The organism is Brevundimonas sp., assembly GCF_965227765.1.
Classification (GTDB): domain Bacteria; phylum Pseudomonadota; class Alphaproteobacteria; order Caulobacterales; family Caulobacteraceae; genus Brevundimonas.
The window spans coordinates 1,252,923-1,274,091 of the sequence record NZ_OZ245778.1; the positions used below are offsets into that span (position 1 = coordinate 1,252,923).

General features: G+C 66.3%; 18 protein-coding genes. 12 read left to right on the plus strand and 6 right to left on the minus strand.

Going from position 1 to position 21,169, the window contains the following annotated elements; all coding sequences use genetic code 11:
- Positions 1-88 precede the first annotated feature (88 nt).
- The 8 genes from ACO05L_RS05985 (at position 89) to ACO05L_RS06020 (ending at position 11,152) form a co-directional block, all read left to right on the plus strand.
- Entirely contained in the window at positions 89-3,160 is a 3,072-nt protein-coding gene (locus ACO05L_RS05985) for a TonB-dependent receptor (protein ID WP_421731259.1), read from the plus strand.
- A gap of 130 nt (positions 3,161-3,290) precedes the next feature.
- Positions 3,291-4,826 (plus strand): tryptophan halogenase family protein, encoded by a 1,536-nt coding sequence (locus tag ACO05L_RS05990; protein WP_421731260.1) that lies wholly within the window; start codon positions 3,291-3,293, stop codon positions 4,824-4,826.
- Between the two features lie 11 nt (positions 4,827-4,837).
- Positions 4,838-6,382 carry a tryptophan halogenase family protein gene (locus tag ACO05L_RS05995; RefSeq protein ID WP_421731261.1) on the plus strand — a complete coding sequence of 515 codons (1,545 nt, stop codon included), beginning with the start codon at positions 4,838-4,840 and terminating at the stop codon, positions 6,380-6,382.
- Positions 6,383-6,455: 73 nt separating this feature from the next.
- Entirely contained in the window at positions 6,456-7,514 is a 1,059-nt protein-coding gene (locus ACO05L_RS06000; protein ID WP_421731262.1) for a LacI family DNA-binding transcriptional regulator, read from the plus strand.
- Complete coding sequence (locus ACO05L_RS06005) at positions 7,511-8,755, plus strand: MFS transporter (RefSeq protein ID WP_421731263.1); 1,245 nt, start codon at positions 7,511-7,513, stop codon at positions 8,753-8,755. Before ACO05L_RS06000 ends, ACO05L_RS06005 begins: the two co-directional genes overlap by 4 nt.
- Positions 8,756-8,839: 84 nt before the next feature.
- Positions 8,840-9,328 (plus strand): pantetheine-phosphate adenylyltransferase, encoded by a 489-nt coding sequence (coaD, locus tag ACO05L_RS06010; RefSeq protein WP_421731264.1) that lies wholly within the window; start codon positions 8,840-8,842, stop codon positions 9,326-9,328.
- Positions 9,325-10,230, plus strand: coding sequence for a peptidylprolyl isomerase (locus ACO05L_RS06015; RefSeq protein ID WP_421731265.1), 906 nt, complete (start codon positions 9,325-9,327; stop codon positions 10,228-10,230). The genes coaD and ACO05L_RS06015 overlap by 4 nt, the downstream gene beginning before the upstream one ends.
- A 22-nt stretch (positions 10,231-10,252) precedes the next feature.
- Positions 10,253-11,152, plus strand: coding sequence for a peptidylprolyl isomerase (locus tag ACO05L_RS06020; protein WP_421731266.1), 900 nt, complete (start codon positions 10,253-10,255; stop codon positions 11,150-11,152).
- On the opposite strand, the gene ACO05L_RS06025 is transcribed toward ACO05L_RS06020, so the two are convergent.
- Positions 11,119-12,279, minus strand: coding sequence for a Ppx/GppA phosphatase family protein (locus tag ACO05L_RS06025; protein ID WP_421731267.1), 1,161 nt, complete (start codon positions 12,277-12,279; stop codon positions 11,119-11,121). The two genes, ACO05L_RS06020 and ACO05L_RS06025, sit on opposite strands and share 34 nt — an antisense overlap.
- A gap of 159 nt (positions 12,280-12,438) precedes the next feature.
- Here ACO05L_RS06025 and hspQ point away from each other — a divergent pair, with 159 nt between their 5' ends.
- Both hspQ and phhA read left to right on the plus strand, forming a co-directional pair.
- Positions 12,439-12,753, plus strand: coding sequence for a heat shock protein HspQ (hspQ, locus tag ACO05L_RS06030; RefSeq protein ID WP_421731268.1), 315 nt, complete (start codon positions 12,439-12,441; stop codon positions 12,751-12,753).
- A gap of 69 nt (positions 12,754-12,822) precedes the next feature.
- A complete protein-coding gene (gene phhA, locus ACO05L_RS06035; RefSeq protein WP_421731269.1) occupies positions 12,823-13,698 on the plus strand; it encodes a phenylalanine 4-monooxygenase in 876 nt (291 codons plus the stop codon).
- Positions 13,699-13,871: 173 nt separating this feature from the next.
- On the opposite strand, the gene ACO05L_RS06040 is transcribed toward phhA, so the two are convergent.
- The 5 genes from ACO05L_RS06040 to ACO05L_RS06060 are packed head-to-tail and all read right to left on the minus strand — an operon-like array spanning position 13,872 to position 20,195.
- Positions 13,872-15,173 (minus strand): MFS transporter, encoded by a 1,302-nt coding sequence (locus ACO05L_RS06040; RefSeq protein WP_421731270.1) that lies wholly within the window; start codon positions 15,171-15,173, stop codon positions 13,872-13,874.
- Positions 15,170-16,516, minus strand: a complete 1,347-nt coding sequence (gene astB, locus ACO05L_RS06045; protein WP_421731271.1) for an N-succinylarginine dihydrolase — start codon at positions 16,514-16,516, stop codon at positions 15,170-15,172. Before astB ends, ACO05L_RS06040 begins: the two co-directional genes overlap by 4 nt.
- The gene (gene astD, locus ACO05L_RS06050) at positions 16,513-17,931 is read right to left on the minus strand and encodes a succinylglutamate-semialdehyde dehydrogenase (protein ID WP_421731272.1); all 1,419 of its coding nucleotides are present in this window, start codon (positions 17,929-17,931) and stop codon (positions 16,513-16,515) included. Before astD ends, astB begins: the two co-directional genes overlap by 4 nt.
- Before the next feature lie 4 nt (positions 17,932-17,935).
- The gene (locus ACO05L_RS06055; protein WP_421731273.1) at positions 17,936-18,943 is read right to left on the minus strand and encodes an arginine N-succinyltransferase; all 1,008 of its coding nucleotides are present in this window, start codon (positions 18,941-18,943) and stop codon (positions 17,936-17,938) included.
- Position 18,944: 1 nt separating this feature from the next.
- Positions 18,945-20,195 (minus strand): hydrolase, encoded by a 1,251-nt coding sequence (locus tag ACO05L_RS06060; RefSeq protein ID WP_421731274.1) that lies wholly within the window; start codon positions 20,193-20,195, stop codon positions 18,945-18,947.
- A gap of 99 nt (positions 20,196-20,294) precedes the next feature.
- Between ACO05L_RS06060 and ACO05L_RS06065 the strand changes: the two genes are divergently transcribed.
- Both ACO05L_RS06065 and ACO05L_RS06070 read left to right on the plus strand, forming a co-directional pair.
- The gene (locus ACO05L_RS06065; RefSeq protein WP_421731275.1) at positions 20,295-20,837 is read left to right on the plus strand and encodes a hypothetical protein; all 543 of its coding nucleotides are present in this window, start codon (positions 20,295-20,297) and stop codon (positions 20,835-20,837) included.
- Complete coding sequence (locus ACO05L_RS06070) at positions 20,834-21,169, plus strand: arsenate reductase family protein (RefSeq protein WP_421731276.1); 336 nt, start codon at positions 20,834-20,836, stop codon at positions 21,167-21,169. Before ACO05L_RS06065 ends, ACO05L_RS06070 begins: the two co-directional genes overlap by 4 nt.

The following is a 21,169-nucleotide window of genomic DNA, read 5'->3' on the forward strand; positions in this document are numbered from 1 at the left end:
AACAACGAATAAAGCCGCTCGAAGAGGCGGTGCTCATGGAAGGGAGACTTGGATTATGAGGCACGGGAAATCCATGCTTGCCGCGTTGATGGCGAGCTCCGCACTGGTATCGCCGGCATTCGCACAGTCGGTGGATCCGCAGGATGACGCCAGCGTCGTCGACGAGATCATCGTCACCGGCATTCGCGCCTCGCAGGAGCAGGCGGTCGCGATCAAGCGCAACGAGACGGCCATCGTAGACGCCATTTCGGCCGAGGATATCGGCAAGCTGCCCGACGTCACCGTCGCCGACGCCCTGCAGCGGATCTCGGGCATCCAGATCACCCGCAACGCCGGCGAGGGGTCCAACGTCAATATCCGCGGCCTGCCGCAGGTCGTCACCCTGCTGAATGGCGAACAGTACCTCAGCGCCGGAAATCTGGGCTCGGCCCAGCCGAACCTGAATGACATTCCCGCCCAGCTGATGAACTCGATCGTCGTGTTCAAGTCGATGGACGTGCGCAACGCCGTCTCAGGCATTTCCGGCACCATCGACCTGCGCACACGCCGGCCGTTCGACTTCAGCGAAGGCACGACTTCGGCGATGAACGTCGAATACGCGACGGGCGAGGAGACGGGGGAGAACGACTACCTCGTCAACGGCCTGATCAACTGGCGCAATGACCGCTTCGGCGCGATGTTGTCAGGCGTCTATAGCGAATCCAACCTGGGCAATAACTACTCGGGCATTTCCGGCGGGCTGAACGGCAACAACGACTGGGGCGGCGACGCCAACAACTGGATCGCGCCGCACGGCTACGACACCTTCCGCCGCGTGGTCGAGCGTGAGCGCCTGGGCGTCAACGGCGCCTTCACATGGAACATCGAAGACGGCGTCAGCGTCACCGGCGAGGCCTTCTACACCAAGCAGACCGAATACAATCGCGCCGCCGGCCTCAACATCTCCAACCGCTGGAGTTCGCTGGGCTGGACGACGCCGACCGACTTTGAGGTCACGGGCGTCAATGGCGGCAACGGTAATCCGTGGCTGGACGTGTCCGAGTACGACCTCGACGTCTGGTGGCTGAACTCCTTCACCGTAAACCGCGTGACGGACACCGAATCCAAGGCCTTCAACCTGGAGATGGACTACGACAAGGGCGGGCCGCTGACCTTCTCGGCGCGCGCGGTCTATAACGACGCCTCGCGGCTCAGCATGAACGGCCAGGTCCAGGGCGACCTGTCCAACTGGCAATATTCGCCGGACCGGACCTTCACCCTGTTCCGCAACCCGGCCGATCGGACCCGTGGGCCCTTCTATCCCGCCAATATCGCGGCCATGTTCCCGACCTCGCAATATTCCAACGCCATCGTCGGCGTGAACGGCGGCCGTTACATCGACCCCAACCCGATGGGTATCGGGGAGGATCCGCTGGTTCACCTGAACATTGGTGGCGGCAACACAGTGTGGAGCGGGTTCGACAAGACCATCTCGGGCGGCCTCGGCAGCGTTCCCTTGTCGCAGTACATGGCCAATCAGGACAGTTACGCTGTCGCGGCATTCTCATCCGAGGGCAACAACCGCGCGAATTCCGATCTGACAGTCGCTCGTTTCGACGGTTCCTATGAGTTCCAGAACGAGAACCTGTTCGGCTTTATCACCCGTATCGATGCGGGCCTGCGCCACAGCGACCGCAACGTCCAGATCTCGGAATTCCACCTGTTCTCCGACTTCTATGCGGGCAACGGCGCGGCCAGTCCCGACGGCTGCTCGGCCCAGTGGAAAGCCATCGACGTTGTCATGGATAACCCGCAGTGCGCGGCCGGCGAGCAGGTGCCGAACCCCTCCTACAACCCGGCTGAACCCGTCAGCGCCACCAACCCTGTCACGATCTTCCAAGGTTATACGGTCAACAAGCCGACCAAGCTGAACGAGTACAACAACACCTACTTCCTAAGCGACTACGGTTCGATCACTCAGGGTCTGCCGGGTGTTTGGGTTGTTGATCCGCGTGACTTCGACGATGTCGCCAGCTTCCAGCAACGGGTCTTCGGCGGAGCCTATGAGGTCATCAAGCCGGGCACGTCCTATGACGTGGGTCTAGTCGAAGACAGTTTCTACCTGAACAGCGCGATTGATTTCGGCAAACTGACCGGGGATGTGGGCTTCAAGGTCATCCGCACGGAACTGACTGTTCGTCAGAACCTGACCGGCGCCACGCGCGCCTATGGCGACACCAACCTGGATACGGGCGATACGATCACAACCCGGGACTACATGGACTATCTGCCGTCCGCGAACCTGGCCCTGGCCTTCACCGACGATATCAAGCTGCGGTTCGGCTACAACAAGACGATGATCCCGCTGGATCTGGGCAACTATGGGGGCGGTCTGTCGATCTCCACCTCCGACTCCCTCGGGCCGACCCCGGAAGATCCGACGGCTCCGCCCGTCGGCGTGCGGCGGGTCACCGCGGCGTCGCAAAGCGGCAACCCCAACCTGAACCCCTGGCGTTCGGACAACTTCGACCTCAGCCTGGAATATTATCTGGGTCGGGCGTCGCTGGTGAACATCGCCCTGTTCAAGCTCAATATCGACAGCTTCGTCACCAACGCCACGGTGCCGGACGCGGTCGAGTACCCTGACGGGGACGGCATCATCCGCCGCAAGGTCGCGCTCAGCGGTCCGGTCCAGGGTGCGGGCGGCAAACTTCAGGGCATCGAAGTGGGCGTCAAGCTGGCCTTGACCGACTTCCTCTCGGACGACAGCTTCTTCCGCGACTTCGGTTTCGATGGCAGCTATACCTTCTCCGACAGCTCGCAGAACGCCAAGAACCTGTCGGGCGACGACCTGCCGTTCCAGGACAACTCGGAACACTCGGTCAACGCCGCTGTCTGGTATCAGGGCGATCGTCTGCAGACCCGCGTCGCCTGGACTCGTCGGACCCCGCGTCTGACCGGCATCTTCGGCCAGATCCCGATCTATCAGGACACCCAGCAGTATGTTGACGTCAACGTCACCTACGACGTGACCGACAACATCACGGTCTATGCCAACGGCTCCAACGTCTTTGGCGAGATCGAGGAATACTACGTCGAGTTCGAGAAGGGGGCCGAGCAGTTCCACTCGCGCAACCAGTTCGAGCCGCGCTTCTCGGTGGGCGTTCGCGCCCGCTTCTAAAGGACTACCCCTGAGGTGACTGGGCCGGTGATGACTTCACGTTGTCGCCGGCCTTTTTTTACGTAATCCTGAACCCAAGCCTGCGCACAGACGGGGCAGGGACGCGGGCAGAGGACGACAGGCGGACTTGATGGACGCACCCCAAGACAGCAGAATCCGTTCCATCGTCATCGTCGGTGGCGGGACGGCTGGCTGGATGACCGCCGCGGCGCTGGTCCAGCATTTCCGCAAGGCGCCGGTCACCATCACCGTGGTCGAGTCCTCCGAGATCGGCACGATCGGCGTGGGCGAGGCGACCATCCCCACCATCCGCCGCTTCTACGCCCAACTGGGCATGACGGACGCCGAAGTGATGCAGGCGACCCAGGCGACCTGCAAGCTGGGCATCCGCTTCGTTGACTGGAGCGGTCCGGGATCGGACTTCATCCATCCCTTCGGCCTCTATGGTCAGGAGCTGAAGGGCATCGGCTTCCATCACTACTGGATGCGGCTGAGGGCGCACGGCGACACGACGCCGCTGTCCGATTTCTCGCTGGGCGCGTCTCTGGCCCGCGCGGGCAAGTTCACCCATCCGTCGCCCAATCCGCCGTCGTCCCTGTCGGTGTTCGACTGGGCTCTACACCTGGATGCGTCGCTGTTCGCCCAGCATCTGCGCGCCTATGCGGAGGCGGGCGGCTGCAGCCGGATCGACGCCAAGGTGGGCAGCGTCGAGCTCCGCTCGACCGACGGCTTCATCGAAACAATCACGCTGGAAGACGGTCGCAAGATCGAGGGTGACCTGTTTGTCGACTGCACCGGGTTCCGAGGCCTGCTGATCGGCGAGGCCATGGGTTCGACCTATGAGGACTGGGGGCAATGGCTGCCCTGCGACACGGCCTATGCGGTGCAGAGCGAGAACGCGCCGGGCGACGCGCCCCAGCCCTTCACTCGCGTGGCGGCTCGCTCGGCCGGGTGGCAATGGGGCATCCCCCTGCGGCATCGCGCGGGCAACGGAATCGTCTTCTCCAGCGCCCATCTTGAGGACCAACAGGCCTTGGACACACTGATGCCCAACCTGATGGGCGAACCCCTGACCGAGCCTCGCCGGATCGGCTTCCGGCCCGGTCGCCGGCGTCAGGCCTGGGTGAAGAACTGCGTCGCCATCGGCCTGTCCGCCGGCTTCCTCGAACCGCTGGAAAGCACCAGTATCGCTCTGATCGAGAACGGCATCGAACGGCTGAAATCCCTGTTCCCCGACCGCAATTTCGCCCAGCCCGTCATCGACGAGTACAATGACCAGTCCGCGCGGGAGATGGAGCGGACGCGCGACTTCATCATCCTGCATTACAAGCTGAATGGCCGTGATGAGCCGATGTGGCGCGACTGTCGTGAGGCTGCCGTGCCCGAGACGCTTCAACGCAAGATCGACCTGTGGAAGGCGAGGGGGCAGTTCGTCCGTTATCGCTGGGAGATGTTCCATCCCGCCAGTTGGCTGGCCATCTACGACGGCTTCAACGCCATGCCGGATACCTATGATCCTGGCGTCGAGTCCTTTGCGATCGCGGACCTGTCGCGGGGGCTCAGCGAAATGCGCGCCGCCGTGGCCAAGACCGTCGACGCCACACCTGACCATGCCCAGTTCCTGGCCCAGTTCCCGACCGGACTGGATCGCTCGCGAGCTGCATAGGACCCATGCTTATGAACACCTCTGTCCTCCGGGACCCCCGCGCTCTGCGCAAGATTTGCGTCGTCGGCGGCGGTACTGCCGGCTGGATAGCCGCCGCCCTGATGGCCGAACATTTCCGGGGCCTGTACGAGATCGAACTGGTCGAGTCCGATGACATCGGCACGATCGGCGTCGGCGAATCCACCGTGCCGCCCTTCCTGCAACTGCTGGCCAAGCTGGGCGTCAACGAGCAGGACTTCATTCGCGAGACCCAGGCCAGCTTCAAGCTGGGCATCCGGTTCGAGAACTGGCTGCGCAAGGGCGAGGCCTATTTCCATCCGTTCGGCGCCATCGGCGTGCCGGTGGATATCAGCGAGTTCTACCAGCTGTGGCTCAAGGCCAAGGCGAATGGCTATCCCGGCGAACTGCAGGATTTCGCCCCTGCCGCGGCCATGGCGGAGGCGAAGAAATTCACCCTGCCGTTCAAGGCGCTGAAAACGCCCGTCGGCGGCGCCGCCTATGCCATCCATGTCGATGCGCGCCGCGTCGCCAAATTCCTGAGAACCTTCGCCGAGGCACGAGGCGTCAAGCGCACCGAAGGCATCGTCGAGGACGTGGTCCAGCGTAACGACGGTTTCATCGAGCAACTGGTGCTCAAGAGCGGCAAGACGGTGGAGGCCGATTTCTTCATCGACTGCTCGGGCTTCCGCGCCCTGCTGATCGAAAAGACGCTGAAGGTTGGCTACCAGGACTGGTCCCAGTGGCTGCTGTGCGACCGCGCCATCGCCGTGCAGACCGAAAACGTCGGCCCGCCGCCGCCCTATACTCTCGCCCAGGCCCAGGATCATGGCTGGCGCTGGCGCATCCCCCTGCAACACCGGACGGGGAATGGATACGTCTTCGCCTCCAGATATCTCAGCGATGACGAGGCCACCGCGACCCTGATGAGCCAGGTCGAGGGCGAGCCGGTGGTCAAGCCCATGGTGGTGCCGTTCAAGACCGGGATGCGCGACCGGATCTGGGACAAGAACGTCCTGTCCCTGGGTCTGGCCAGCGGGTTCATCGAACCCCTGGAATCGACGGCGATCCATCTGGTCTATCGCGGAATGGAGTTCTTCTTCCGCTATCTGCCGGACCGGGACTGCGACGCCTCCCTGGTCGCCGAATACAATCGGCGGATGGCGGCCGACTACGAGGAGATCCGCGACTTCGTCATCCTGCACTACTGCACGACCCAGAGAGACGACACGCCGTTCTGGCGCGAATGCCGCGACATGGTCCTGCCGGAATCCCTGCAGGCCAAGCTCGACCTGTTCCGCGTCAATGGCTCGCTCAGCGAAGGGCTGGACGAGTTGTTCCGAAGCGTCAGCTGGCAGTCGGTGCTTGAGGGCATGGGGGTTCGTCCTGCAGGCTACCATCCCCTGGTCGACCGCATCCCGTTCGACGGCATGTTGCAGAACCTGGATCGGGCCAAAGAGACCCTGGGTCAGGCGGTCGCCGGCGTGCCCAGCCATGAGGACTTCATCCGCCAGCACTGCGCTGCCCAGCCGCCCGAACGCGTGACCATGCCCGCGTGAAGCCTTTTCATCCGGCGGCCAGTGGACCGATGATAGGTCCTGGCGGTAGGGTCCGAGCCGTTGGGCGGGAAGAATGAAAACAAAGCGTCAGGCCGTCACGATCAAGCACGTCGCCGCCGAGGCCGGCGTCTCGCTCCAGACCGTATCGCGGGTCATCAACAACGAGCCGAACGTGCGGCCGGTGGTGCAGGAGCGTGTCCACGCGGCGGTCGCCAAGTTGGGCTATGTCCCCAGCCTGGCCGCGCGGCGCATGGGCGGTTCGCGGTCCTATCTGCTGCTGGCCATCAACGACCGGGACCGCACCATCGAGGGCTGGCGCTCGGGCGAGGGCACCGACTGGGTCGATCAGATGCTGCTGGGCGGGATGCTGAAGACCAGCGAGTTCGGCTATCGGATGATCTTCGAGCTGGTCGATACCCATTCGTCCCATGTCGAGCGCGAGGTCCAGGCGGCCCTGTCGGCGCTGCACCCGGATGGAGTCATCCTGACGCCGCCGCACTCTGACAATCCGCTGATCACCGAACTGCTGGCGCGACAGGGTCTGCCGTTCGCGCGCATCGGCTCGGTCACGCCCGGCGAAGGTTTCGCCATCTGCATGGACGACGGCGAGGCGGCCGAGGTTGCGACCGACCATCTGCTGGACCTGGGTCATACCCGCGTCGGCTTCATCACCGGCAGCGACGAATATGCGCTGAGCGGCGCGCGCCTGGACGGTTACCGCAAGGCCTTGGCGCGGCGCGGCCTGTCGTCCGACGAATGCCTGATCGGCCGGGGCGACTTCAGCTTCAAGTCGGGCGAGGCGGCGGCCGAGACTCTGTGCGACCTGGCGGAACCGCCCACTGGCCTGGTGGCCAGCAACGACCAGATGGCCCTGGCGGCGTTACGGGTGGCGGGACGTCGAGGCCTGGCTGTGCCTCGCGACCTGTCCATCGTCAGCTTCGACGACACCCCCATTGTGCGGTTCAGCAACCCGCCCCTGACCGCCATCGTCCAGCCGATCGCCGCCATGACGGCCGAGGCGGCCCATCTTCTGATCCGGTCAAAGGCGGGCGAGGACGACCTGCCGGAAAGCCTCCTTCTTCCTTTTGGCCTGACCGTGCGGGGATCGACCGGCAGGCCCCGGGGCGGATGATCGCATCCCTGGATCAGGCGACGGGATCGCAGCGGCGTTCGTGGCGCTATCTGCTGCTCTACGCCCTGGCCTACGGCGGCGGTGTGATCGCCTATGTGCCGCTGCTGAGCCTGCTTCTGCCGCTCAAGGTCGAAGAGATCGCCATGGCCGACAAGGTGGCCCTGCTGAGCTTGACCACACTGGCCGGAGCCGTGGCCGCCAGCGTGACCAATATCCTGGCCGGAATGCTCAGCGATCGTTCGGTGGCCCGGGGAAAGGGTCGTCGAGGCTGGGTGCTGGGCGGGATGGTCGCCACCCTGGTGTCCTTTGTCGGCCTGCGGCTTTGCGATAGTCCGGCGAGCCTTGTCTTGGCGATCATCGTGTTTCAGGTCGCGCTGAACGTCATGCTTGGGCCGCTGGTCGCCATCGCAGCGGACGAGGTGCCGGACGACCAGAAGGGGGTTATGGGCGGGCTGCTTGGCTCGGCCTATCCGTTGGGCTCCATCGCCGCCATCCTGATCACCGCCACGCCGGGCCTGACCGAGACGACCCAACTCATGGTCGTCGGGGCGCTGGTTTCGGCGGGGTTACTGCCCTTCCTGATCCTTTTGCGTCCGATGCGCGTCAGTGAGGGCGCAATCGTCGCGCTTTCCGCGCCGCAACCGCGCGCAGTGGGTCGGCGAAACCTGGCGCTGGTCTGGGCCGCGCGTCTGCTGGTGCAGATGGCGGGCATCATCCTGTTCGCCTTCTTCCTGTTCTATTTCGAAAGCGTCGATCATTCCGGTGCCGTGTCGGACACGCGCAAGCTGGCGGGCCGAATCGCCTGGCTCTCGGGACTGGTGACCGTCCTGACCGTGCCCCTGTCCATCCTGATCGGCCGGGCGTCGGATCGGATCGGCAAGCGCAAGCCCTTCCTGATCTGGACAGCGGGCATCGCCGTTCTGGGTCTGGTGATCATGGCGGCCTTCCCCAGATGGACGCCTGCCGCGACGGGCTATGTGATGTTCTCTTGCGCCAGCGGCGTGTTCCTGGCGTTGCAGGCGGCCTACGCCATGCAGCTGCTGCCGGCTCCCGGTCACAGGGGGCGCGACCTGGGCATCCTGAACCTGGCCAATACCGGGCCGGCCATCCTGGGGCCCACCCTGACCTTCGCCGTGGTTACGGCCTATGGGTTCGGTCCGCTGATTCTGACTCTGGCGGCGCTGACCGCTGCGGCGGGGGGGCTGACGCTGCTGGTGCGTGACGACGCCAAGTCCGCCTGACGCGACCCTTTGCCGGCGAAAGTGGGGGTGGCTAGGCTCGAGGTTTCGCACCTGCTAAGCGGACATTGGGCCGGGAGGACGAATTTGCGTATTGGGCTTTATCCAGGGACCTTCGATCCCGTCACCAATGGACACATGGACATCATTGGTCGCGCCACAAAGCTGGTGGACCGGCTGGTCATCGGCGTGGCGCAGAATGACGACAAGGGTCCTCTGTTCTCGACGGCCGAGCGCGTCGAGATGGTCCAGGGCGAAGTGGCGAAGCTGGGTCGCGACATCGTCGTCCAGCCCTTCTCCAGCTTGCTGATGCACTTCGCCGAGGAACTGAACGCCCAGGTCATCGTGCGGGGACTGAGGGCTGTCGCCGACTTCGAATACGAATTCCAGATGACCGCCATGAACCAGCGCCTCAATGACGACATCGAGACCGTGTTCCTGATGGCCGATCCGCGCCATCAGGCGATCGCCTCCCGACTGGTCAAGGAGATCGCCCGTCTGGACGGGAATATCGAAAGCTTCGTCAGTCCCGCCATCGCCGAGCGCGTGCGGGCCAGGGTCAAGAAACACGCATGACACAGATTTCTCTCGGCCGTCTGGCGGCCATCGCAACCGTCGGAGCTTTGCTGACAGGCGCTGCTCCCGCAGCGGCTCAGTCGGTGCTGTTGACCCAGCGCGCCGCCCCGCCGGCCGATGTCACCACCGACGCCGACTGGCGGCTGGTCGCGCCCGAGAATCTGCTGGTCGTCGACACGGTCAAGGGACGGATCCTGGCCGAACTGGAGCCGCGCGTGGCCCCTCTCAGCGTCGAGCGGGTCCGCACGCTGGCAGACCGGGGCTTCTATGATGGGCTGAAATTCCACCGAGTGATCCCGAACTTCATGGCTCAGACGGGCGATCCTCTGGGCACAGGCGGTGGCGGCAGCGATCTGCCGGATCTGGCCGCGGAGTTGAATTTCCGCCGGGGCCGCGTTGCCGATTTCGCCGTCGTGCCGAACGTGAACGCCAATACCAACGCCGTCTTTGGCTCGATGCCGATCCAGACCCAGCCAGACGCCCAGATGTTCGTCACCGCCGATGCGCGGGTGGCGGCCCAAGGCCTGTTCTGCCCCGGCGTTCTGGGCATGGCCCGGTCGCAGGCGCTGGACAGCGCCAACAGCCAGTTCTTCTTCATGATGGGCGCCAACGCCAGCCTGAACGGCCAGTACACCCCCTTTGGCCGCATCGTCTCCGGCCTGGACGTGGTCAAGGCGCTGAACGCAGGAACCTCTGAGAACGATGGTCGCGTCGAAACGCCCGACGTTATGACCCGCGTGCGCATGGCGTCATCCATGCCCGAGGCCGAACGTCCCGTGGTCCGCGTGATGCTGCCCAGCGCCGCCGCCTTCGCTGCTCGCGTAACCTACAAGCGCGGGACGCGCGGCACCAACTTCAACCTGTGCGACGTGGACGTGCCGGCCGAGGTCGTCGCCAACTAATCGCTATCCGGGGAGACGAGCCATGCGTTCACTGATCACGGCATTGGCCGTCGCCATGCTGGTTCCGGCCGTCGCGACCGCTCAGGACGCGGCCCCGGCAACGGCCCCGGTCGCGGCGCCCCAGACGGCCGCGCCGGTCAGCGAGATGCGGACGGTGACGCCCGAAAACCTGCTCGTGATCGACACCACCAAGGGCCGGGTCCTGGTCGAACTGGCGCCCGAGGCCGCGCCCCTGCACGTCGAGCGGATGCGGCTTCTGGCGCGCAACGGCTTCTTCGACGGGCTGTTCTGGCATCGGGTGATCGACAACTTTATGGCCCAGACCGGCGACCCGCTGGGTACGGGCGAGGGCCAGAGCGCCTATCCCGACCTGCCCGGCGAGTTCACTTTCCGGCGCGACGTCTCGATGCCGTTCGCCGCCGTCGCCGCCCCGGCGGGCGCCCAGGTCGGCCTTATCCGCTCGCTGCCCGTCATGACCCAGCCCGACGCCAACATGGCCACGACGGCGGACGGCAAGGTCCATGCCTGGGGCGTCTATTGTCCCGGTGTGGCCGGCATGGCGCGCGACGAGGGCAACGACACCGCCAACAGCCAGTTCTTCCTGATGCGCCAGCCCTATCCGTCGCTGGACAAGCGTTACACGGTGTGGGGCGTGGTGCTTTCGGGCCTCGACGTCGTGCGCGCCATCAAGGTGGGCGAGGGCGACGGCGGGATGGTCGTCGCGCCCGACCGGATGACGCGTGTTCGCATGGCGTCCGACCTGCCCGAGGCGGATCGTCCCGTGGTTCAGGTGATGGACACGGGCTCGGCGGGTTTCCGAACCCTGCTGGAACAGACCCGCGCGGCGCGCGGGGCCGATTTCTCGGTCTGCGACATCACCCTGCCGGTTCAGGTTTCGGGAGCGGCCGCCCCCGCCGCCTGAGGCCGCCCACGCCGACGACGTCGGTGCGCCTTCTGGCGATCATGGGCCATCTGGCGCAACAGCAGGCCTTCGCGCAGGCCCCGGTCGGCGACGCGCACCCGCTCGCAGGGCCAGGCGCGCTGCACCGCTTCGAGAATCGCCGCGCCCGCCAGCACCAGATCCGCCCGATCCGGGCCGATACAGGCCTCTGCGGCGCGACCTGCGGGGCCCATGGCCTTCAGTCGCTCGACCGCCGCCACACAGTCCTGGCGTGTCATCCACAGGCCGTCGATCCGGTCCCGCTGATAGCGCCGCAGGTTCAGGTGAACCCCCGCCAGGCTGGTGATCGCGCCCGAGGTGCCGACCAGATGGCCCTGGCCCTCGTCGAACAGGCGCTGGAATTCGGCATCGGCGAAACCCCCGGCCGTCATGGCGTCCTGCATATCGGCGACCATGGCTTCGAACCATTCGACGCCGGCCTGGGCCGGTTCGGGATGGCGCTCGGCCAGGGTGACGACGCCCAGAGGCGCCGATAGCCAGGCGACCGTCTCCATCGTTCGGCCTCGCCGCCTCAGCCATGACAGTTCGGTCGAACCGCCGCCCACGTCGATGACCAGGGCGGCTTCGGCCCGGGGATCGAACAGGTTCAGACAGCCTTCGACCGACAGGCGCGCCTCTTCGGCAGGGTCGATGATGCGCAGGTCTAGGCCGGTGCCGCTGCGGACCCGGTCGATGAAGGCTTGGCCGTTTTCGGCCTGGCGACAGGCCTGGGTGGCGACGGCGGTCAGGCGGTTGGACGACAGGCCCTTGCGCGCGATCCGTTCGGCGCAGAAGCCCAGGGCGTCATAGGCCCTGTCCATGGCGGCCGGATCGAGTCGCCCGGTGCGGGACAGACCCTCGCCCAGGCGAACGATGCGGCTGAAGCTGTCGACCACGCGAAAACCTTCCCGCGCCGGGCGGGCGATAAGCAGGCGACAATTGTTGGTCCCCAGATCGAGCGCGCCATACAGAGGCGCGTCGCGACCATCGGCGGGGGGGTCCCGAGGGCTGGCGTCCGGGCGTGTCTCGCCGGTCGAAGCCTGTCGTCGGGGCCACCGGCGCTGGGACCGTCCGTCGCGCCCCGAAGGCGCGCCGTCTGGATCCGGCATGGGCCGTGCTTTCATTTGGACGCCGAAACGGCCCCCGTCGCGATCAACCTAGACCTGTGAACACCGTCCCGCCAAGCGAATGTGACGCGCGGCCTATGTGAAGCGGGGATGAACGGCGGCACGGGCATTCGGCTCAGCTTGGCGGAGCTAGGTTGGGGGATGACCCAGTCTTCTCACGCCAAATTCGGTCTCGGCCAGATCGTTCGCCATACGGCCGAGTCTTTTCGCGGCCTGGTCGTCGACGTTGACGCCGCCTATGCCGCCGCCGGAGATCAACCAGACGCGGAGCGTTGCAACCAGCCCTTCTATCGCGTTCTTGCCATGGGCGAGGACAGCGGCTTTCTGGTCTATGCCGCCGAGGACGTGTTGGAGCTTGATCCGAATGTGAAGGGCCTCTCGCCCGAAGAGGCCGCCCGGTGGTTCACCGTTGACGACGCGGGCCACCACGCGCCGCGCGCCCAGCCGATCCATTGACACGGGCATTTGCGGCCGCGCTTGGCGGGGTCCTGCGCCGGGCCTAGATTGCCGTCGAGGAGACCGCCCATGTCCGATTTTGAACACGTCTTCGATACGCCCCCGCCCGGAGCGGCGGCCGACTGGACCATCGACCAGAACTGGGACGCCTATACGCAGGTCGAACACGACACCTGGGACACACTGTACGCGCGCCAGATGGCCATCCTGCCCGGCCGGGCGTCCGACGCCTTCCTGAACGGGCTGAACGCCCTGGACCTCAACACCGGCGGCATTCCCGACTTTGCGGTGATGAACCCCAAGCTGAAGGCCCTGACCGGCTGGACCGTGCATTGCGTGCCCGGACTGGTGCCCGACGATGTCTTCTTCGACCACCTGGCCAACCGCCGGTTCGTCTCAGGCCAGTTCATCAGGAAGCCGGATCAGCTGGACTATATTCAGGAACCCGACATCTTCCACGACGTCTTCGGCCATGTGCCGATGCTGACTGACCCCGACTTCGCCGACTATATGCAGGCCTATGGCAAGGGCGGGCAAAGGGCGGCGTCGCTGGGCCTGCTGCCGCAACTGGCGCGACTGTATTGGTACACGGTTGAGTTCGGCCTGGCGCAGTCACCACAGGGCCTCAGGATCTATGGCGCCGGCATCGTGTCGTCGGCGACCGAGAGCGTCTTCGCCCTGGACGATCCGTCGCCCAACCGGATCGGCTTCGACATGGAGCGGGTGATGCGGACCCTGTACCGGATCGACGACTTCCAGCAGGTCTATTTCGTCATCGACTCCATCGAACAGCTGAAGTGGGACACGCTCCAGGACTTCGGCCCCATCTATGACCGCCTGCGTGGATCGGAGGACCTTCCGGTCGATGTGGTCCTGCCGCAGGACCGGGTGCTGACGCACGGGACGCAGACCTATGCCGCAAGAGGCGGGCGTTTCGCCGCCTGATCTTACGCTTTCTTTCGTCATTCTCCGGCGAGCGCAGCGAGACCGGGGGACCCAGCGGCGCCGAAGGCGACCTCTTGAGGCGATATCTCGGAAGGGATCGGCAGTGCCACAGTGTCCTGCTGGAGCAGGCTGCTGGGTTGCCCGGTCAAGCCGGGCAATGACGAAAGGATAGGTCAGTCGTCGTGGACGATCAGGCTCTTATGCTTGGTGTCGCGCATGAAGATGAAGGTCAGCAGGGACACGCCGATCATCACCGTGACGTACCAGAAATACAGGCTCTCGCGCCCGTCGATCTTGAGCCACAGGGCCACGTACTCGGCCGTGCCGCCGAACACCGCATTGGCGATGGCGTAGGGCAGGGCGACGCCTAGAGCCCGGATATGGGCCGGGAACAGCTCGGCCTTCACCACGGCGTTGATGGCCGTATAGCCCGAGACGATGACCAGGGCGGCCAGGGCCAGTCCGAAGGCGGCGAACGGATTGGTGGTGGTCGCCAGGGTGGTCATGATCGGCACGGTGCAGACCATGCCCAACACCCCGAAGGCGATCATCACGGGCTTTCTGCCGATACGGTCGGACAGAGCGCCGACGGCGGGTTGCAGCAGCATGAAGATCACCAGGGCGGCGGCGCTGATCTCGGTGGCGGCGGTCTTGGAAAAGCCGCTCGTGTTGACGAGGAATTTCTGCAGGTAGGTGGTGTAGGTATAGAAGGCGAGCGTGCCGCCGGCCGTCAGCCCCAGCACCAGCAGCGCCTCTTTCGGATGCTTGAGCACCAGCAGCAGGGCGCTGGATTTCGGCGCCGCGCGGCGTTCCTCGGAATCGAAGGCGCGGGTCTCGTCCAGCCCGCGACGCAGCCAGAAGACGATGACCGCCAGCCCGGCGCCGACGAAGAAGGGGATGCGCCACCCCCACGACGACAGGGCCGTTTCCGACAACGTGTTCTGCAGCAAGATCAGCAGCATCAGCGACAGCAGCTGACCCGAGATCAGCGTCACGTACTGGAAGCTGGACCAGAAGCCGCGATGCCTGGCCGTGGCCATCTCGGACAGATAGGTGGCCGATGACCCGTATTCGCCGCCGACGCTGAGCCCCTGCATCATGCGGGCGAACAGCAGCAGGGCCGGGGCGGCGATGCCGATGGTGGCGTAACCGGGGGTGCAGGCGATGATCAGCGAGCCGGTGCACATCAGGGTCACCGACAGGGTCAGCCCGGCCTTTCGTCCCTTGCGGTCGGCATAGACGCCCATGATCCAGGCGCCGATGGGCCGCATCAGAAAACCGACGGCGAAGACGGCGGCGGCCTGAAGGTATTCGGTGGTCGCGTTGTCGCTGGGGAAGAAGACGGGCGCGAAATACAGGGTGAAGGCCGCATAGGCGTACCAGTCGAACCACTCGACTAGATTGCCCGCAGAGCCGCCGATGATGTTGCGCAGACGGCGTGCCGCCGAGATGGGCGCGGCGGCTGTGTCGGTCATGCGCCTGCGCTCTGGAACGGATAGAAGTCGTCGCCGAGTTCGAGGATGTCGGTCAGTTCGCTCAGCGCGCCCCGCGTCTCGTCGATCAGGGCGGGATCGGCCAGATCCGCGGCGGTCAGGCTGTCGCGATACCAGGTGGCGGCCCAGATCGACAGGCGGGCGTGGAGCTCGTCCGTCATCCGCATGGCGGGGTTGGTCGCCGCCAGTTCGGCCTCGGTCAGGACGACGCGGAGGCGCAGGCAGGCGGGGCCGCCGCCGTTGCGCATCGACTGTCGCACATCGACATACTCGACCCGGCCGATCGGACCGTTGGAGGCGGCGAGCGCTTGCGCCACCGCATGGCTGCGGGCGTTGTCGCGCGTCTCGGTCGGGCAGATCAGGGTCAGGCGGTCCTCGCCCGGAATCTGTATCAGCATGGAGTTGAACAGATAGGAGCTGATGGCGTCGGCCAGGGGCAGGTCGTCGTTCGAGACTTCGACGAACTGCGGCTCGAACAGGCCGTCGGCGGCGCGGCGGATGGCGGCCTTGGTTGCGTCCGTGTCCTCGAAGGCCAGTTCGTGGAAGAACAGGGTGTCCAGGGCACCGACGCAGACCACGTCGTTGTGGAAGGTCCCGCCGGCGATGGCCGCGCGGCTTTGCTGGGCCAAGACCGGGCGTCCGGCCTCATGACGGCGGACGATGGCCTCGGAGGCCTGTCGGGTCTGGCGGGCAGGATAGGGGCCGTCCCAGGCCTCAAAGGCGTCGCGGCCCCAGACCAGCAGATTAACCCCGCGACCGCCGTGGTCAGCGCACAGGCGGACGTGGTTGGCCGCGCCCTCGTCGGCCAGATGAGCGACGGCGGGCAGGGCGTCATGGACGGCGAACTTCGAGGCGTCCGGGAACAGAGCGTCCAGCGCGCGCTTCGTCTGGGCGTGCTCGAGGCTGCGGTGCAGGTTGGTATGCAGGTTGGCGGGGGTGAAGTGGACCCGGCCATCTGCGGCGTCGGCGCTGGGTGTCACGGTCGCGGCGTTGGCGGCCCACATGGGCGAGGCCGAACAGGCGGCGGCGGCGAAGGCGGGCGCATCCTTCCACGCCTGCGCCAAGACGCGGGCGTCGGACCCGGTGAAGCCAAGGCTGCGCAGAAAGGGAATGTTCGGCCGCTCATGCGGCGGCAGGACGAACTGGGGCAGGCCGAGGTCGGCCAGCCGTTTCATCTTGTCGAGACCTTGCAGGACGGCCGCGCGCGGGTTCGACGCCTCGCCCTTGTTCAGGCTGGAGGCCAGGTTGCCAGGGCTGAGCCCGGCGTAGGAGTGGGTCGGCCCGATCAGGCCGTCAGCATTGGCTTCGACGGCCCTGACGCTCACGCCCTTAGTCCCTTGATCTCGCCTTCGATGTTCTTGACCGAGCCGGCCTCGAAACTGGCGACCGGATAGGCGCAGTAGTCGGCGGCGTAATAGGCGCTGGGGCGGTGGTTGCCGCTGGCCCCGAGACCGCCAAAGGGCATGTCGCCGGCCGCGCCCGTGGTCGGGCGATTGAAGTTGACCACGCCTGCGCGGATGCGGCGAATGAAACTGTCCCAATTCTTCGCATCGTCGCTGACCAGACCGGCGGAAAGGCCGTAGCGGGTGGCGTTGGCGGCGGCGATGGCGGCTTCGAATGTCGGGACGCGGGTGACCTGCAGGAAGGGGGCGAACATCTCTTCGTCCAGCACGTTCAGGCCGGTGACGTCGATCAGGGCGGGCTTGACGAAGGATCCCGGCAGGTTGCCGACCGGACCCGAGGCGCGGATCACCTTGGCGCCCAGGTCGATGCGTTGCTGCAGCGCCTGAAGCGCGGCTTGGGCAGCCTTTTCCGAGATCAGCGGCCCGGCGTAGGGCTCGGGCGAGGAATCCCACGGCGCGAAGATCAGCCGGTCGATCAGGGCGGCGACAGCCTCGATGATGGCGTCGCCTTGCGGACCCTCGGGCAGGATCAGGCGGCGGGCGCACGAACAGCGCTGGCCGGTGGTGACGAAGGCCGACTGGACCACGATGCCGGCGACGGCCTCAGCATCCGCCGCGTCCCAGACGACCAGCGGATTGTTGCCGCCCAGTTCCAGCGCCAGGATGACGTGGGGATCGTCGGCGAACTTCCTGCGGAAGTGGGCGCCTGCTGCGCCAGAGCCGGTGAACATCAGGGCGTCGATAGGCTGGTCCAGCAGGGCCGCCCCGGTCTCGCGTCCGCCCTGCAGCAGGTTGAATACGCCGATCGGCAGGTCGGCCTCGGCCAGGCATTCGGCCATCAGTTGGCCGGTGTGGGGGGTCTCTTCCGAGGGCTTGAAGACCACGGTGTCGCCCGCCAGCAGGGCGGGGACGATATGGCCGTTGGGCAGGTGGCCGGGGAAGTTGAACGGGCCAAGCACCGCCGCCACGCCGTGCGGGCGGTGGCGCAGCGTCGCGTGACCAAAGGCGGTGTCGGCGGTGCGTTCGCCGGTCCGCTCGTCATAGGCGCGGATCGAGATGTCGACCTTGCCCGCCATGGAGCCCAGCTCGGCGGTGGTCTCCCACAGGGCCTTGCCGGTTTCGCGGCTGATGGCCTCGGCCATCTCGGGCGCGCGGCGCTTCAGGACGGCCTGATAGCGTTTCACGGCGTCGATGCGGTCCTGACGCGGGCGGTCGGCCCAGTCGGGGAAGGCGGCGCGAGCGGCCTGCACGGCGGCGGCGGCCTGGGCTGGGGTGGCGGCCTCGCCTTCCCAAACGGTTTCGCCGGTGGCGGGGTTGGTGGAGGTGAACTGTGTCATGGGATCAGGCCTTTACGCGGACAGTGTCGCCGGCGCGGACTTTCAGGGCGTCGGCGGTCTCGGCCGACAGGGTGGCGACGTCGCCGGCCAGGCCGACCTTCTGGCGGACGGCGCGGAAGCCGCCGATGCTGTCGGTCGAGATCAGGCTGGGCAGTTCGGCCTCGACCTCGTCGGCGAGGGCGACGGTCAGGTTGCGGGCGTCGCGGACGGTGCGGATGTTGTCGCGCGAGCACGAGACGGTCGGGCCGGCGTCGAAGATGTCGATCAGGCCGTTGGTGCGGAAGCCCTCGCTTTCCAGCAGGGCCATGGCCGGCACGCCTTGCGGATGCACCTTGCCGATCACGGCGCGCGCGGGCTCGGGCAGGAGGTCGATGTAGATGGGGTGGCGCGGGGCGAGGTCGAGGATGAACTGCTTGTCCGTCGAGCCCGTCATCATGTCCGCCTGGTCGAAGGGCATGGGGAAGAATTTGTGCGCGACGTGATCCCAGAAGGGGCAGGCGCCGTCGGGCGTGAAGACGCCGCGCAGCTCGGCCAGGACATTTTCGGCGAACATATCCGGCTCGGCGCCGATCAGCATGTAGCGTGACTGGCTCAGCAGACGCCCGGCGCCGCCCTTCCTCCGGTCGGCCTTGAGGAACAGCGAGCCCACCTCGGTCCAGCCGCTGCATTCATTGACCAGCACCAGGGTCTGGTGCTCCAGCTTGATGTCCAAGGAAGGCGACTGGGCCGTGTTCGACATCTGGCGGAACGAGAAGAAGGGGCGTTTCAGCCCGACCGCGGCCTTGACGCTGCCGATGCCGTCGATGTCGCCGGTGTCGGTCTCCTCGAGCATGAGGGTGTACCAGCGTTCCCGGGGCGGGATGGCGGCGGTGAAGCTGTCGCGGCTGAGGTCCAGACGCTCGACCAGTTGATCCGGGTCTTCAGGCAGGCTGGTGAAGCCGGGGCCGGACAGGATGGCCAGTTCCAGCAGGTGATCGAGGTCGGCCGGAGCCGCGGGTCTGACGACGAGCATCCTACATCGTCTCCAGACGCAGTTGTTTCAGTTTCAGGCCGTCGATTTCGCCCGACGCCAGCTTGCACAGGATCAGGGCGCTGAGCTGGGCGCGCTCGACGAAGCTGGCGGGCCAGGCGAACTCCTGATCCGAATGAATGTCGCCGCCCAGGACGCCCAGGGTGTCGATGTTTGGCAGGCCGGCGGCGTGCAGGTTGTTGCCTTCGCACACGCCGCCCGAAGGCTTCCAGGCGATGGTCTGGCCCAACAGGGCGCCGGTCTGGCGGACAGCCTCGAACAGGGCGGTCTGGCTGGCGTCCATCGGCTTGGGCGCGCGGGTCATGCCGCCGTGCAGGTCCAGCGTCAGCCCGTCGAAAGGCGGGGTCGCGGCGATGTCGGCGACCGCATCGGTGACCCAGGCCGCGGACTGGGCGTCGGGGACGCGGACGTTGAAGCGGACCACGGCGTTGTCGGCGACGACGTTCAGGGCCCCGCCGCCCGAGATCTTGGCCACATTGACCGTTACGCCTTCGCGCCGGCCGTTCAGCCCGTGCAGGGCTGCGGCGATGATGGCGGCGCCGGCGACGGCGTTCCTGCCCTCATCGAAGGCGCGCCCGGCGTGGGCCGCCTTGCCCGTGACGATCAGGTGGAAGTTTCCGCTGCCCTTCCTCGCCCCGGCCAGGGTTCCGTCGGCCAGCGCCGGCTCATAGGTCATGCCGACGTGGCCCATAGCGCCCAGTTCGGCCAGCAGGGGGGCGGAGGCCGGCGAGCCGATCTCTTCGTCGGGCGACAGCAGCACGGTCCAGCCGACGCGCTCACGCTGGGGGTGGGTCTCGAAGGCTTCCAGCGCGGCCAGCATGACCGAGATGCCGCCCTTCATGTCGGCGATTCCGGGGCCGTTCAGGGCGCCGTCGGCGCGCGTCGTCACCGTCTGGAAACCGCTCTCGGTCGGGAAGACGGTGTCGTAGTGGCCGGTCAGGATGACCTGGATCGGGGCATCGGGTCTGTTGGTGATCTTCAGCGCATCGGCGTGAGCCACGGCCTGGACCGCGCCGTCGTCGCCGACGGTGGTGGAGCCCTGCGTCGCGATCCGTTCGACCTGGGCCGGCAGGTTGCGCGCCTCGGCCTCCAGCAGGTCCAGCACGGCGTCCAGCCCGGCGGCGTTTCGGCTGCCGGAGTTGATGTCGGCCCAACCCACCGCTCTTGCGACAATGGCGTCGCCGCGCGCCGCGACATGGTCGAGCACGATCTGATCCTGGGGATGTATCTGCATATGGCCCGACCCTAAACGGCAGCGAGCAAAAGGTGAAGGCGGCCTTTGCCGTCAGCCCCCGACCTCGCTAGGTTCCGCGCCGAACTGAGGACGACGACGATGGCGGATTCGATGATCACCCGATGGCTGAAGGCCATGAATCCGCTGCACAAGCCGGCGGACCAGGCTGAGGCCGGGCGGTCTGCGCAGGCCATGTCCTTGGGCCTGCTTCTGGCTCTGGCCGCCAGCGTGCCGAGTTCGGTGTGGATGTTCACCTCCGACAACTTCGCCCGGATGATGGATCAGCAGTACGCCGCCATGAACCTGAGCACCGAAGAGGTCGCGATGCAGCAGGCCATGATGGAGGTGGTCACGCCCTATGCCCTCGGCTTCGGCGCCCTGGTCACCGTGGTCCTCTATGGCGCGCTGGCCTTCGTCCAATGGCGCTACAAGACGCGCGCCATCCCGATGATCATGCTGGGGCTGACCCTCTACAGCCTGGTGTCCAGCGTCGGCATGATGCTGCTGGGATCTATGCCGGAAACCGGGATCCCGATGGGCCTGACCCTCCTGTCCTGGATCGCCGCCATCGTCTGCGGCGTCATCTATGTCGCCGCCCTGCAGGGCGCGCTTGCTCTGCAGGTGATGGGGAGGCGGGCATGAGCGTTACCCTGTTCCACAAGCCGACGTGCAGCACCTCGCGCAACGCCCTGGCCCTGCTGCGAGAGCGCGGAATCGAGCCGATCGTCGTCGACTACATGAAGGTCGGCTGGGACAGGGCGACGCTGGAGCGGCTTGGCCGTGCAACCGGCGATGGCGTGCGCGGTCTGCTGCGGACAAAGGAGCCGGCCGCCAAGGCGTTGCTTGACGCCGATGACGAGACTCTGATGGCCGCAATGGTCGCAGACCCGGTGCTGGTCGAACGGCCGATCGTCGAGACGCCGAAGGGCGCGCGGATCGGTCGACCCGTCGAGCGGGTCCTCGAGGTTCTCTAA

Bases quoted from the DNA above. Each gene is read 5' to 3' on its own strand.
- ACO05L_RS05985 (WP_421731259.1), top strand. From the start codon at position 89: ATGGCGAGCTCCGCACTGGTATCGCCGGCATTCGCACAGTCGGTGGAT.
- ACO05L_RS05990 (WP_421731260.1), top strand. From the start codon at position 3,291: ATGGACGCACCCCAAGACAGCAGAATCCGTTCCATCGTCATCGTCGGT.
- ACO05L_RS05995 (WP_421731261.1), top strand. From the start codon at position 4,838: ATGAACACCTCTGTCCTCCGGGACCCCCGCGCTCTGCGCAAGATTTGC.
- ACO05L_RS06000 (WP_421731262.1), top strand. From the start codon at position 6,456: ATGAAAACAAAGCGTCAGGCCGTCACGATCAAGCACGTCGCCGCCGAG.
- ACO05L_RS06005 (WP_421731263.1), top strand. From the start codon at position 7,511: ATGATCGCATCCCTGGATCAGGCGACGGGATCGCAGCGGCGTTCGTGG.
- ACO05L_RS06015 (WP_421731265.1), top strand. From the start codon at position 9,325: ATGACACAGATTTCTCTCGGCCGTCTGGCGGCCATCGCAACCGTCGGA.
- ACO05L_RS06020 (WP_421731266.1), top strand. From the start codon at position 10,253: ATGCGTTCACTGATCACGGCATTGGCCGTCGCCATGCTGGTTCCGGCC.
- ACO05L_RS06025 (WP_421731267.1), bottom strand. From the start codon at position 12,279: ATGCCGGATCCAGACGGCGCGCCTTCGGGGCGCGACGGACGGTCCCAG.
- hspQ (WP_421731268.1), top strand. From the start codon at position 12,439: ATGACCCAGTCTTCTCACGCCAAATTCGGTCTCGGCCAGATCGTTCGC.
- phhA (WP_421731269.1), top strand. From the start codon at position 12,823: ATGTCCGATTTTGAACACGTCTTCGATACGCCCCCGCCCGGAGCGGCG.
- ACO05L_RS06040 (WP_421731270.1), bottom strand. From the start codon at position 15,173: ATGACCGACACAGCCGCCGCGCCCATCTCGGCGGCACGCCGTCTGCGC.
- astD (WP_421731272.1), bottom strand. From the start codon at position 17,931: ATGACACAGTTCACCTCCACCAACCCCGCCACCGGCGAAACCGTTTGG.
- ACO05L_RS06055 (WP_421731273.1), bottom strand. From the start codon at position 18,943: ATGCTCGTCGTCAGACCCGCGGCTCCGGCCGACCTCGATCACCTGCTG.
- ACO05L_RS06060 (WP_421731274.1), bottom strand. From the start codon at position 20,195: ATGCAGATACATCCCCAGGATCAGATCGTGCTCGACCATGTCGCGGCG.
- ACO05L_RS06065 (WP_421731275.1), top strand. From the start codon at position 20,295: ATGGCGGATTCGATGATCACCCGATGGCTGAAGGCCATGAATCCGCTG.
- ACO05L_RS06070 (WP_421731276.1), top strand. From the start codon at position 20,834: ATGAGCGTTACCCTGTTCCACAAGCCGACGTGCAGCACCTCGCGCAAC.